General features: G+C 67.3%; 7 protein-coding genes. 3 read left to right on the top strand and 4 right to left on the bottom strand.

All coding sequences use genetic code 11. From position 1 onward, the window contains the following. Positions 1 to 81: 81 nt before the first annotated feature. Positions 82 to 462, top strand: coding sequence for a hypothetical protein (locus tag NEF64_RS09765; RefSeq protein ID WP_235516467.1), 381 nt, complete (start codon positions 82 to 84; stop codon positions 460 to 462). A gap of 95 nt (positions 463 to 557) precedes the next feature. Here NEF64_RS09765 and NEF64_RS09760 read toward each other — a convergent pair whose 3' ends face one another. Together NEF64_RS09760 and NEF64_RS09755 are read right to left on the bottom strand one after the other, a co-directional pair. Next, positions 558 to 2,225, bottom strand: coding sequence for a glycoside hydrolase family 43 protein (locus NEF64_RS09760; RefSeq protein ID WP_082446999.1), 1,668 nt, complete (start codon positions 2,223 to 2,225; stop codon positions 558 to 560). Positions 2,226 to 2,330: 105 nt separating this feature from the next. Then, entirely contained in the window at positions 2,331 to 5,477 is a 3,147-nt protein-coding gene (locus NEF64_RS09755; protein ID WP_056408463.1) for a TonB-dependent receptor, read from the bottom strand. A 560-nt stretch (positions 5,478 to 6,037) separates the two neighbouring features. Between NEF64_RS09755 and NEF64_RS09750 the strand changes: the two genes are divergently transcribed. Next, positions 6,038 to 7,321 carry a DEAD/DEAH box helicase gene (locus NEF64_RS09750; protein WP_031396629.1) on the top strand — a complete coding sequence of 428 codons (1,284 nt, stop codon included), beginning with the start codon at positions 6,038 to 6,040 and terminating at the stop codon, positions 7,319 to 7,321. Between the two features lie 81 nt (positions 7,322 to 7,402). Then, the gene (locus NEF64_RS09745; protein ID WP_414711865.1) at positions 7,403 to 9,586 is read left to right on the top strand and encodes a penicillin acylase family protein; all 2,184 of its coding nucleotides are present in this window, start codon (positions 7,403 to 7,405) and stop codon (positions 9,584 to 9,586) included. Here the strand turns inward: NEF64_RS09745 and NEF64_RS09740 are convergent. Together NEF64_RS09740 and NEF64_RS09735 are read right to left on the bottom strand one after the other, a co-directional pair. Beyond that, positions 9,583 to 12,225, bottom strand: coding sequence for a M1 family metallopeptidase (locus NEF64_RS09740; RefSeq protein WP_252573684.1), 2,643 nt, complete (start codon positions 12,223 to 12,225; stop codon positions 9,583 to 9,585). The genes NEF64_RS09745 and NEF64_RS09740 overlap by 4 nt on opposite strands. A gap of 11 nt (positions 12,226 to 12,236) precedes the next feature. Continuing rightward, positions 12,237 to 14,048, bottom strand: coding sequence for a DUF885 domain-containing protein (locus NEF64_RS09735; RefSeq protein ID WP_252573682.1), 1,812 nt, complete (start codon positions 14,046 to 14,048; stop codon positions 12,237 to 12,239). Between the last annotated feature and the right edge of the window lie 3 nt (positions 14,049 to 14,051).

The following is a 14,051-nucleotide window of genomic DNA, read 5'->3' as shown; positions in this document are numbered from 1 at the left end:
TGCAGGTTGATAGGAATGGCGGGACATTCGCGCCGTCCGACCGCGTTGATGCTCGCCGATACCGGCTAGGAGAGAGCAGACATGGCCGTCAAATTTGCAGGAACGATGAACGCGATCAATCGCGGTCTCGACGCGACGAAGCCCGCCAAGGGCGCCGACATGGTCGAGGATTGGGAAGCCGCACTCGCCGATATCGAGACACCCGGCGCCAAGGGCATTCTTCGCGACCTGGCATCGCTGCGCAAGCAGCTTGAGAAGGACACGCCGGACGCCGACCGCGTCCATGCGCTGCTGCACCGGCTTGGTGCCGCGACGACCAAGATCGCGGAAAAGGCTGACACGTCGCAGGACAAGCTGCGCGCGCTCGGTGAGGCGCTGACCGAGGCGGGCGAGGACAGCCCGGACGAGGAAGAGGACGTCGCAGCAGCCGCAAGCCCGAAGCGCGCGCGCAAGAAGGCCTGAGGTTCAGGCGCGGGCCGGCACGTCAGCCGGCCCGCGCCTTTTTCTTATTTCGGCATCACGTCCGCAGCGGTGCCACGTAGCGGTGCCACGCGAGGTCAGCGCGTCCAGGCATAGGGGCCGACGAGCGTCCCGACGAAACCGCCCGCCACCCGCGTGCTCAGGAACCGGACGTCGACATCTGATGCGAGCGTACGAGGCGTTGCGCCGGTCGTGTAGCTGAAGCGCATCGTACCCCCGGTAGCGTCGATCATCAGCGTAACCGGGCCCGCCGGATCGACCGGCGCGCTTGCGACGAGCTGCTCCTTGCCTTCCTGCGTCGTGTAGAGGGCGACGACAGGTTTCTCCGCAATCCGCGTTAGCCCGAAGAAGAGATGCGCCTTGTCGCTCTGCATCGCGGCGAGGCCGGCACGATCGCCGGTCTTTGGCGAGAAGCGCAGCGTGGTCGAGATCGTCGCGTCGTGATGCTGCTGGCGCCGGCCGACGAAGGCGGGAACGCCCGCGAGATCGCCCATCGGCGCGCCCCGGCCGAGCACGAGCTCTCCCCCGGTCAGGCGATAAAAGGGTGCCTTGGGGGTGCGGACACCGACCCATTGCATCGCCAGCCGATCGCCGTCGAACTCGTCGACATAGGAAAAGGCCCCAGCCGTCGGCACTGGCCCCGGGCGTTGCGCAGGCAGTCCGGGCGAAGCCGCGACTTCGGGGACGCGCTGCCCCTTGGGCAGGATGATCGGCCAGCCGTCCTTCCAGGTCACGGGGAGCAGGAACGTCTCGCGACCGATATTGTAATAGTCGCCGGCATAGGGCCGGACCGCGAGGAAGGTTGCCCACCATTCGCCCGTCTGCGTCTGGACCAGTTCGGCATGCCCCGCCGAGGTGATCGGCCGCGAGCGTGCAGGGTCGAGATCGCGCTGCGTCAGGATGGGGTTGCCGGCATAGGGCTCATAGCGGCCGCGCAAGGTCCGCGACCGGAGCACGACCTGAGAATGGTTGACGCTCGTGCCGCCCTCCGCGGCGGTCAGATAATACCAGCCGTCCTTGCGGAAGATGTGCGGCCCTTCGATCCAGACCGGCTTTTTCGACAGGTCGACACCGCCATTGACGAGCTGCGTGCTCTCGCCGACCATCTGCCCCTTGCGCCAGTCATATTCCTGGATCCAGATCGCGCGGTGCCCGTCATAGCGCGGGGGTTCGGCGGGGGCGCGGTTGTTGACGATATAGGCTTTGTCTCCCTCCCAGAAGATCGAGGGGTCGATGCCCTCGAACGGCAGCCAGATCGGCGCGGACCAGGGGCCGGCCGGATTGCGCGCGGTGATGACGAAATTGCCTTTGCACTCGACGCAGGTGTTGACGATGTAGAAGACGCCGTCGTGATAGGAAATATCGGGCGCAAAGACCGCCTGCGACGTCCGCATGCCGGTAAAGTCGAGCTGATCGGGGCGGTCGATCGCGTTGCCGATCTGAGTCCAGTTCACCAGGTCGCGCGAATGGAAGACCGGCAGTCCGGGAAAATGCGCGAACGACGAATTGACGAGATAATAGTCCTCGCCGACCCGCGTGACCGACGGGTCGGGGTAATAGCCCGACAGGATCGGGTTGCGATACTGGTTGCGCTGCAACGGTGCCGCGCCGGGCGACCGCCCCTCATAGCTGAATCGGCTGAACCGGGGCGAGGCGTCGGACGGCGCAGCGGCGGTCTGCGCCGGGCTGCCCTGCGCGACGCTGGTGCCGGCGAGCGCGATGAGAGCGAGGGTGAGGATGCGCATGAGGGGGAATCCTTTGTCCGGAGCGGGCGGCGTACAGACTGGTCGTCGGGTCCTTGAGCGGCTGCCGGGACGATCGCGCGATGGCGACCGTCCCGACCGTCGGTCCTAGAAGGTGCCGCGCAGGCCGATCAGGAACTGACGTCCCGGCTTATACTGCGTGAACGTCGCATTCTCGAACTGGAAATAGGACCGCAGCGTCGCGTCGGTGAAGTTCGACACGTTGACCGTCAGCTGCGGTGCGCCCGCCAGGCCGAAGATCTTGTCGAGATCGAACGACGACGAGAAGTCGTAGGTCGTATAGTCCGTCCCGAACAGCGCCGCCGCCGGGATACCGTTCTGCGCCGCGCCGCTATTCTGTGCGCCCTGACGCGAGGTCGTCGCGACCCGGAGCATCACGCCGTTCTTCTCATAGAAGCCGGTGATGTTGTAGGTGAAGGGCGACACGCCGAACGCCGTTGCCGGGCCATCGCTGCGCTGGTCGACGATCGTCGCATTGGCATTGAAGCCGAAGCCGGTGACGCCGATCATCCGGGTCAGGAAGTCGAGCGGCTGGACCCACTGGAATTCGAGGCCGTTGATCGTCAGCTTGTTGGGGACGTTGACCTGCGACGTGACCTGGACCTGCGCGACGCCGGGGCCGCCGCGCGACTGGATCGCGAACTGCTGGTTGGCGTTGAGCGTGTCGAAGGTGATGCCATATTGCGCCAGCGCCGCGAACGGCACGGTGTTGATCGCGGTGTTGGTGAACCCCTCGATCGACTTGCGGAATGCGTTGAAGCTGACGACGCCTTCGCGGCCGGTATAATATTCGAAACCGAGGTCGAGGTTGGTCGACATGTACGGCTTGAGCGCCGGGTTGCCGATATTCGCCTGATCCGCCGACGGCGCACCGAAGTTGACGCCGGGAAGCTGCGCCGAGGGGTCCGGACGCGTCATCGTACGCGAGCCGGCGACGCGCACCACCGCCTGGTCGCCAAGGTCATAGGCGAAGGTCGCGGCGGGCAGCCATTTCGAATAGACGTTGCGCGTCGACACCTCGCTGACGATATTCACGTAGCGGCTGCCGTCGGGCAAGCTCGCGCCCGTGCTGGTCGTGTTGCGCGGATCCGGCAGCGAGACGCGACCCGTGATCGTCTGGATCGTGTTGACGTAGCGCACACCGACATTGAACCGCAGCGTGTTGTCGCCGATCTGCTGCGCGCCGTTGAGTGTGGCGAAGGCGGATTTTACGACCTCGCGGATCGCACCGCCGCTGGCGCCGGTGTTGGCCGCACCCGTCTCGGGCGCCGCGTCGTGGAAGCTGTCATAGTTGGTGGCGGCGGCGAAGGCCGGCCAGTCGACCGTGACGAACCCCGCCGGGCCGGGCTTCAGATAGCCGGGCACCGCCGCATTGGGGACGAGCGAGCCGCCATAGCTGACCGGCCCCGCCAGGCCGGTGGTCGCGCCCGTGCCATAGCCGGGATAGCTGGGATAGCCCGCCGGCGCGGCGCCGGGGGCGTCTAGGCCTGCGCAGGGCGGCTGGGTGTTGGGCGATGCGACGAACACGTTGGGATTGTTCCCGCAGACCGCATTCTGCCACGCCTGGCTGTTGTCGAACCCGCGGATCCGCCGCGACACGTCGTCGAATGCGCCGCCGATCTTGAGGTTGAGCGCCTTGCCGCCCCAGGTCAGATCGCCGCGCGCGCCCTTGCTCTTGTTGAGACGCCGCTCGTCCTGGATGCCGACCCGGCTGCCCGCGTTCCAGCCGAAATTCGCGGGATCGTTGAGGTCGAGCCCGCTCTGGATCGTCGGGATTCCGCCGGTGTTGCTGTAGGTGACCGTATTGCCGACGCCGAGCGGGGTGGTGAGGCCCACGGTCGGGCTCTCGCGGTGGAAGGTCGACCGCGCATAATTGCCCTGCAGCGAGGCCTTGAGCGTCGGCGAGATCTCCCATTCGCCGCCCGGGTTGATGCTGACCAGCTTGGTCGTCTCGGTATAGGGGCGGAATTCGTTGAAGAACTGCGCGTTTGCAAACGTCCCGCCGGTCACCACGCACCCGATCGTGCAATCGGGATTGTCGAAGGTCAGGTTGGTCGGGATGATCGCGCCGTTGCGGACGATCCAGGCCATGTTCTCACGCGTGAGCTCGTTCTTTTTGTAGCCGTACAGACCGTCGATGTAGAAATGCAGCGCATCGGTCGGCTGCCATTCGGTGCTGACGATCGCGTTGATCCGGTCGCGCGGGCCGCGGATGCTGGTCGTGCGACCGAGCCGCGGGAGCAGCGCATTGTCGATCTGCTGGATCGTCGCGCCCGGGTTGTTCGCGAGCAGAAACGCCCGGTCGATCGGCGTCCCCGCGACCAGCCCGGCACCGGCACCCGCAGGCACCACCGCCGGAATCGTCCAGTTGCCGCCGCCGGTCGTGTTGCAGCCCGACGTGGCGCCGCACTGCGCCGCGGTCAGCGCCGGATTGGTATAGCCAATCGTCTCGAACCCGCGGGTATCGGTGAACAGCCTTTGTGCCGACACGCCGGCCAGGATTCCGAACGTGTCAGTCCGCCAGCTGCCGATCAGCGCGCCGCGCGCGCCGATCCGGTCCTCGGGCGACTGGCGCGTGCCCTGGACGTTATAGTTCAGGAATCCGGTCGCGCGGTCGAGCGGACGTGCCGAGCGCAGATCGATATTGCCCGCTGCGCCGCCCTCGAGCAGGTCGGCCGTATAGCTCTTGTTGACGGTCAGCTTGGTGAACAATTCGGTCGGGAAGAAGCTCAGGTCGACCGAGCGGTCCGTGCCCTGCGCATCGGTCGCACCCGACGACGCGACCGCGATCGTCGCGCCGTTGAGCGTGACGTTGGTAAAGTTCGATCCGAGCCCGCGGATCGCGACATTGGTCCCCTCACCCGTCACGTCGCGCGTGATCGTGATGCCGGGAATGCGGTTGAAGGATTCGGCAATGTTGGTGTCGGGAAACTTGCCGATATCCTCGGCAAAGATCGAATCGGTGAAGCCGGTCGACGCGCGCTTGGCGTCGGTCGACTTGGCGAGGCTGGACCGGTAGCCGGTCACGACGATGTCCTCGCTGGGCGTGCCCTGCGTATCCTCGGTCTGCGGCGCGGGCGGCGTTGCCGGGGCGGGATCCTGACCATTTTCGGGCACCTGCTCCTGCGGCGGCGGCACCGTCTGCGCCAGCGCGATCGACGGCGCCAACACGGTTAGGGTGGTAGCGCACAACAAGGCTGCACGCGTCAGACGCGGCTGTCGAAATGCCTTCATGATCAGGGTCCTCTCTGTGGGGTCGTCGCCGTTCGTCGCGGCATACGAAGTCGGTACTGGGGCGCGGAAAGCGGGTCCCGGTTTGGCTAAAACATGGTGCTGTTTGCGTATTTGATCAGCCGGTAGGCGCGGAGGGCTACCCGAGCTGACTTAGGGGAAGCGCCGTAGCGGCACGCCTGCCTGGGGCATCCGCCGGCCGATCTGGCGGCCGCGACATTGGCCGGACACTTTCATGGTCACTCATCCTATCCCTCATGAAACCGTCTGACGCAGTCTAATGTTACCGGTATCTCGCCATGATTGGTTAGCGAGTCAAGCCGGTTTTGGTTTGGCCAATCCTTTAAGATCTCCCCAGAGACCGCGAGCACGTCGGATAGGGGCGGTCCGTGGTGCATTTTGTCCTCAAAGGTTGCCCGCTGCCGCCGGTAAGGGAAGGCCGTAGGCACGCTGCCGCTATTCCAGATTGACGCAGTGCAGCATAAAACCTACCAGCGCGCGCTCCCGAAATGCTAAGCCCGACCAGGCGCGGCCTTGCCCAGCGCCGGAGGCGCCGCTTTACCATGACCACGACCTTCGCCGACCTCGCTCTGGCGCCCTTCCTGCTCGAGGCCCTCGCCGAACAGGGCTATGCCCATCCGACCCCGATCCAGGCGCAGTCGATCCCGCAGCTGCTGCAGGGCCGCGACATGCTCGGCATGGCGCAGACCGGCACGGGCAAGACCGCCGCGTTCGCGCTGCCGCTGCTCCACCGGCTCGCTGCCGATCCCCGCCCTGCCCCCAAGGGCGGCGCGCGCATCCTCGTCCTCGCGCCGACGCGCGAGCTCGTGTCGCAGATCGCTGCCGGATTCGAGAGCTTCGGCCGCCATCTGAAGCCGAGCGTGATGACGATCTTCGGCGGCGTCAGCCAGTTTCACCAGGTCAAGGCGCTCGAGGCGGGCGTCGACATCATCGTCGCGGCGCCGGGCCGTCTGCTCGATCTGGTCGAGCAGGGGCTTTGCGACCTGTCGGCGCTTGAGGCGCTGGTGCTCGACGAGGCCGACCAGATGCTCGACATGGGCTTTGCCAAGCCGATCGAGCGGATCGTCGCGACCCTGCCCGCGGACCGGCACACATTGCTCTTCTCGGCGACGATGCCAAAGTCGATCGCGACGCTGGCTGACAGCCTGTTGCGCGATCCGGCGAAGGTCGAGATCGCCCCGCCCTCAACCACGGTCGACCGGATCGAGCAATCGGTGATGTTCCTCGATGCCGCGAACAAGAAGGATGCGCTGCTCGCGCTGCTGCGCACGCCGGACATCGGTCAGGCGGTCGTGTTCACGCTCCAGAAGAACATCGCCAACGACGTCTGTGCGTTCATCGGCGAAGCGGGGATCACCGCCGAGGCGCTGCACGGCAACAAGTCGCAGGGTCAGCGCGAGCGTGCGCTCGACGCGTTCCGTGCCGGCACCGTCCAGGTGCTCGTCGCGACCGACATTGCGGCGCGCGGGATCGATGTCGACACGGTGACGCACGTCTTCAACCACGACCTGCCGAGCCTGCCCGAAAGCTATGTCCACCGGATCGGCCGGACCGGGCGTGCGGGCCGCAGCGGCTTCGCGGTCACGCTGTGCGATGCCGAGCAGCGCGCATGGCTGCACGACGTCGAGCGCGAGATCGGGCGCACGCTGACCGTGCATGACGATCACGAATGGCATTGCGAAGTCGCGCGTCACTCGACCAAGCGTGCGCCGGTGCTGGGCGGTGGCCCGGTCAAGCAGGTGAAGGCGCCCAAGCCGCCGCGTGAGCGCAAGGTGTGGACCGAAGAAGAAAAGCTCGCCGCGCGTATGGCCGCCCAGGCCGCCTAACCGCGGGGCACCGTGTCGACCCCGTCGTGACGGCGGGGGCGACGCATGGTCATTCCTCGGTTTGCGGCTTAGGCTGCCGCGATGGCCATGATCCTTCGACACGCCCGCACGCCGATGATCCTGGTGGCGATGCTGACGACGGCGCCCAGTGCCCCACCGACCGAGCGGGCACGGTGGGAGGCCCAGGCGGGACGCGTGACGATCACCCGCGACGATTGGGGGATCCCGCATGTCCGCGGCCGGTCCGACGCGGATGCGGTGTTCGGGCTGATCTACGCACAGGCCGAGGATGACTTTGCGCGGATCGAGGCGAATTACCTGACCGCGCTCGGCCGGAGCGCGGAGGCGGACGGCGAGGACGCGGTCTGGGCCGATTTGCGGCAGCGGCTGTTCGTCGACCCAGCTGAACTCCAGCGCGACTATGCGGCGAGCCCGGCGTGGCTGCGGACGCTGATGCAGGCTTGGGCGGACGGACTGAACCATTATCTGGCGACCCATCCGCAGGTGAAGCCAAAGGTCCTGACCCGGTTCGAGCCGTGGATGGCGCTGAGCTTTACCGAGGGCAGCATCGGCGGCGATATCGAGCGGATATCGCTAAGCGACCTCAAGACCTTCTACGGTACGCCGACGCCGCCAAGCCCCGAAGAGCTGGGCATGGTGCCGCGCGAACCGTCGGGGTCGAACGGCATCGCGATCGCGCCGCGCCTGACCGCGAACGGCCATGCGCTGCTGCTGATCAACCCGCACACCAGCTTCTATTTCCGCTCGGAAGCGCAGATGACGAGCGATCAGGGGCTCAACGCCTATGGCGCGAGCACCTGGGGCCAGTTCTTCATCTATCAGGGCTTCAACCCGAGTGCGGGCTGGATGCACACGTCATCGACGGTCGACAATGTCGATGACTTTGCCGAACGCGTCGTCCGCGGCGACACGGGCTACCGCTATCGCTACGGCAAGGCGCTGCGGCCGGTCACCACGAGGGTCGTCACTTTACGCGTCCGCAACGCCGACGGGACGTCGGGCACGCGCCGTTTCACGACCTATCGCACGCATCACGGCCCGATCGTCGCGAGCAAGGCGGGACGCTGGATCGCGACCGCGCTGATGTGGAAGCCCGTGCCTGCGCTCGAGCAAAGCTATCTGCGGACCAAGGCGACCGACCTGGCAGGCTATATGGCGGTTGCGCAGCGCAAGGCGAATGCGTCAAACGACACGCTGTTCGCCGACGCCAAGGGGGAGATCGCGTTCCTGATGCCGCAGTTCATGCCGGTCAGAAGTGATCAGTTCGACTATACCCGGCCCGTCGACGGGAGCGACCCGGCGACCGACTGGCGCGGGCTGCACGGGCTCGCCACGCTGCCGAGCGTCGCGGACCCGCGCACCGGCTGGGTGCACAACACCAATGACTGGCCCTGGAGCGCGGCCGGACCTGATAGTCCGCGCGCAGCGGATTATCCCCGCTACATGGATCAGGTCGGCGGCAATGCGCGCGGCATCCATGCGGATCTGCTGCTGACCGGGAAACGCGGCTGGACCGCGGAGACGCTGCGTGCCGCCGCCTATGATTCCTACCTCCCCGCCTTCGCACGGCTTCTCCCCGGCCTGGTCGACGCCTGGCGGGCACTGCCGGCCGGCGATCCGCGGCGGGCGAAACTCGCGGCGCCGATCGCGCTGCTCGATCGCTGGGATCGCCGCTGGGGCTATGACTCGGTCGCCACCAGCCTTGCGGTGTTCTGGGGCGATCAGCTGTGGCGCGAGGTCGGCGGGTTCGCACAGGCCGAGCGGATGAACGTGCCCGATTACATCGCCACGCGCGTCACGCCGGAGGCCAAGCTCGCCGCGCTGTCGGCCGCGGTCGATCAGCTGACCTGCGACTTTGGCGACTGGCGAACGCCGTGGCAGGCGATCAACCGCTTCCAGCGGCTCGACGACGCGATCCAGCCGCATTTCGACGATGCGCGCGCGTCGACGCCCATCCCCTTCACGTCCGCGCAATGGGGCAGCCTCGCATCATTCGGCGCCAAGCGCTGGCCGGGGACGAAGCGCTATTACGGGACCAGCGGCAACAGCTTCGTCGCGGTCGTAGAATTCGGACCGCGGGTGAAGGCGACGGCGGTGATGGTCGGCGGCCAGAGCGGCGATCCCGCGTCCCCGCACTTCGCCGACCAGACCGCGCGCTACGCCGGCGGCACGCTGCGCCCGGTCTATTTCCATCCCGACGAGCTAAAGGGGCATGTCGCGCGGCGATATCGTCCCGGCGGCTAAGTCTTTCGAATGGCGACGGTGCGCGCCAGTTCGTCGCGCGCCAGCAGGATCTTGCGGCGTACGTCGATCGGCAGCGACCGCTGCTCGCCAAGGAAATCGTCGACGATGCGCAGCGCCTCCGGGCTCACCTGCCCGCCGATGAATGCGTCGATCCAGGCGGGCAGGAAGAAGATGCGGCGATTCTGCCGGATCCACAGCAGGCGATCGAGCGCCGGCCGCAGGAACCCGATCGTCAACGCCGCCTGCCCGTCCGCATTGAACGCGCCAAGGCTTTCGCTCGCCCATGCCTCGTTGAGCCCGGCATCGTCGAAATAGCGCTTGAAATAGGCGGTCTTCACCGCAGCCCGCGGGGATGCCGCCTCCGCGACGAAGGCATCCTTCGCGGCCTCGGTCGAGCTATCGCGCGCGCGCTCGGCGGTGAAGCGCGTGCCCGCGTCGGGCGCGCCGATCGTGATCAGCCGCCGGACGATCGCCCAGCGTGTCGGCTGGCGGATAAGCTCGCCGGCCAGTCGCGCGCGGCCGTCAAGCAGGGCGCGGAGGCGGTCGAGCGCGAGCGGCGTCCGCGCGGTCGCGATCAGTCGATCGAGCGCGTCTTTGCGCAGTCCATAGCCGATCGCCGCATCGTCGATCCGCGCGAGCAGCGCGGTCTCCCAGCCCGCCCGGAGCCCCGCGCCACGCGCCTCGGTGAGGTAGACGTCGAGCGCCGCCGCCCCGCGCGACAGGATCGCACGCGAGATCTGTTCGTCGCGCTCGGCAGGAAGCTCGCGCAGCAGCACCGCAAGATAGCGTTCGGGCGGCAGCCGGCGGTCGCGGACGACGTCCCAGAGCGCGCTCCACAGGATCGCGCGCAACAGGCTGTCCGTCACGCTGCCAACGTGTGCGGCGATCCACGCGACGGTCCGGTCGTCGGGCATGAACAGGCCGTAACCCTGGTCGTCGTCATTCGCCCAGACATAGTCGGGCGCGGGCAGTCCGGCGGCCTTGTCGACGGTCGCAACCGCCCCCTCGAAGCATGCGTCGAGCACGACGTCGTCGCGGTCGTGATAGCCGAGGCGGACGCGGACCTTCATCGGCCAGGCGCCGCCCGGATCACCCGGCAGCCTGCTCTCCGGTCGCTGTTTCAGCACCAGCGCATCGATCCGCCCCCGCGCGAGCGTCAGCGCGGTCTCGATCCGCGGCAGCCCCGCGCGCAGGACATAGTTGCGACCGAACGCAGCCAGATCGATGCCCGACGCCTCACCCACCGCGCCGAGCAGGTCCTGCCAGGTCGCATTCGCATAGCGATGACGGGTAAGGAACAGGTTCAGGCCGCGCCGGAACCCGTCCTCGCCGACGAAGAAGGCCAGCTGCTTGATGACCGCCGGCGCCTTGTTGTAGACGATCGGTCCGTAATTGCTCTTCGCGGCGTCGAGATTGTCGAGCGATTGCCAGAGCGGCGCCGTGCCGCTGGTCGCGTCGGCGCGATAGGCGGGCGTCTTGATCGACAGCAGGAACGTCGTCCAGGCGTTGCTGTCCGGTTGCAGGTCCGCCTGGATCCGTGCGGCCATGAAGGTCGAGAACCCCTCCTTCAGCCACAGATCGTCGAACCAGCGCATCGTGACGAGGTCACCGAACCACTGGTGGCTGATCTCGTGATAGATGGTTTGGTCGCGCGCCAGCCGCTGCGGCAGCGTCGGCGGCTCGCGGAAGACGAAGCGGTCCTCGTTGTAGAAGACCGCGCCGACATGCTCCATGCCGCCGAAGGGAAAGGCCGGCGCGAGCACGAGGTCGAGCTTGGCGAAGGGAAAGGCGATGCCGAACCAGTCGGCGAGCCAGCGTACCGCCGCGCGATTGGTCGCAAGCTGTGTCTCGGCATCGACCTCGGCGGCGCGCGAATGGCGGGCGTAGAGCGTGATCGGCTGCTCCCCGGCGGGGGCCGATGTCGTGCCCACCCAGGCCCCGGCGGCAAAGGCGGCGAGATAGGTGGAGATCGGCACGGTTTCCGCGAACCGCCAGCGGGTCGCGGCGCCTGTCGGAGTCTTCGCGGCGACCGGCCCGTTGGCGATCACCGTCCAGCCCTCGGGCGCGACCACGTCCCAGCGGATGCGGGCCTTGAGGTCGGGCTGATCGAAGCAGGGAAACAGCAGATTGGCGTCCGACGGCACCAGCAATGTGTAGAGATAGGTCCGTCCGTCGGCCGGGTCCTTGAAGCGGATGATCGCGGCGCCTGCGCTCGCGATCGGGGTCTCGAAGCGCGCCGACACGCTGTTGGCACCCGTCTTCAGCACGCGCGCGGGCAGCACGAGATGGCCATCGCGTCGCGCGGTGGCCGGGACCCCCACACCGTTCGCCTCCAGCCCGGTGACCATCGTTCCGCGGAAATCGAGGACGAGGTCGCCGCTGCCCCTGACCCGGTCGAACCGGATCACGACCGACCCGACCGCGCGGTCCGCGGCGGTGACGTCGAGCGAGATGGCGTAGTGGACCCTTGCGATCTGTGCCGCCCGCCGCTGCGCCAGTGCGAGCGATATGCCCGGCCCGGTCAGCGGATCGGCGGCGACGGCTGCCTGCGCCATGCCCGGCCAGCCGATCGCCGGGAGTGCGAGCGCGCCCTTCAACAGGGCGCGGCGGTCCGCTTCGCGCGGCGTGTCCGGATGCATCGTCGCGCCCCTTATTGCCGGTGCGCGGCGATGTAGCGACCGACCTGTTCGTCGAGCACGTCGAGCGGCAGCGCGCCCTGGTCGAGCACGGCTTCGTGGAAATCGCGAATGTCGAACCGCGACCCCAGTTCGCGTTCGGCGCGCGCGCGCAGTTCGGCGATCTTGAGCTGACCGACCATGTAGCTGGTCGCCTGCCCCGGCCAGTTGAAATACCGGTCCACCTCGCGCGCGATGTCCTTGTCGGAGACCGAGCTGTTCGCCTTGAAATAGGCGATCGCCTGGTCGCGGTTCCAGCGCTTGGCATGGATGCCCGTGTCGAGCACCAGCCGGATCGCGCGCCACACCTGGAGCGACAGCATGCCGAACCGCGCATAGGGATCCTTATAGACCCCCATCTCGTTCGCGAGCCGCTCCGAATACAGCCCCCAGCCCTCGATATAGGCGCCATAGCCGCCGAACTTGCGGAACTTGGGGATGCCGGTCAGCTCCTGCTGGCGCGCGATCTGGAAATGATGGCCCGGGGCGCCCTCATGCGCCGCGATCCCAGCGACCTGGACCTTCTGCGTCTGGTTCATGTCGACCAGGTTGACGTAATAGATGCCGGGCCGCGATCCGTCCGCCGACGGCGGGTTGTAGAAGGCGGTGGACGTCGTGCCCTCCCGCCATTTCTCGACCGCGCGCACCTCGAGCGGCGCCTTGGGCAGGGTCCGGAAATAGCGGGGGGCCGCCGCCATCACCGACGCGATCACGGCGCGCGCGTCGCCGAGATACTGTTCGCGCCCCGCACTGGTGTTGGGATATTTGAACTGGGGATCGGTGCGGATCTTGTCGAAGAACTGTTCGAGCGTGCCGGTGAACCCGACCTCGCGCTTGATCGCCTCCATCTCCTGCCGGATCGCGGCGACCTGTTTCAGGCCCGGATCGTGGATCTGGTCGGCGGTCAGCGCGGTCGTGGTCGAGGTCTTCAGCCGGTCGGCATAATAGGCCGCGCCATCGGGCAGATTCCAGGCCCCGAAATTGCCCTTCGATTGCGGCTCGATCGCGTTGAGCGTCGCGAACAGCTGGTCATAGCCGGCACGGAACGGCCCCGTCAGCGCCGCGCGCGCCTCCTCCAGCAACGTCGCCTTGGTCGCCGCGGGCACTGCCAACGCGGTCACCTTCTTGCGGAAATCGGCCATGACCGTCGAATCCGCGCCCGCGTCGAACGGGGCACCGACCAGCACGGCGCGTGCATCGGCGCGGGCGGGTGCGAAATTGACTTTGTTGGGGATGATTCCCGCCGCCGCCTGCTCGCGCATCGTCGTGCTGACCTCGCGCATGACGCGCTCGGTATCGCGCAGCCGTGCGATATAGGCCTGCGCGTCGGCGAGCGTATCGACCTTGTGGTTGTTGATCAGCAACACCGGGATGTCGCCCGCGGGACTGCCGTTGGTCGTGACGGGGAAGCGCAGCTTGCGGAACCGCAGCGATTGCCGCCCGCGGTCGACCTCATATTCGAACAGCCGGTAACTGACCCGCGCACTCTCGCCCAGATCGTCGGGACGGAACCGCGATCGCATGGCCTTCAGCTGCCGCTCCGACAGGGCCTGCGCGCGAACCGCGGCGGCGTCGGTATAATCGTCGAGCCGGTCATAATGCGTCTTCAGCCCGAGCTGGGTCAGCGATTCCGGGCTGAGATCAAGCTGTTCGTCATAGGCCTTGTCAAGAAATGCGAGCAGTGCCGCATCCTGCGCCGCGACACGCTGCGTCTCCACCGGCGCCGGGGCGGCGGCGAGGACGATCGGCACGGTGGGCAGCAGCAATAGGGCAAAGGCAAGACGCATTAC

The organism is Sphingomonas aerolata (assembly GCF_023935825.1).
Lineage (GTDB): Bacteria > Pseudomonadota > Alphaproteobacteria > Sphingomonadales > Sphingomonadaceae > Sphingomonas > Sphingomonas aerolata.
This window is presented reverse-complemented; position numbering and strand designations above follow the sequence as displayed.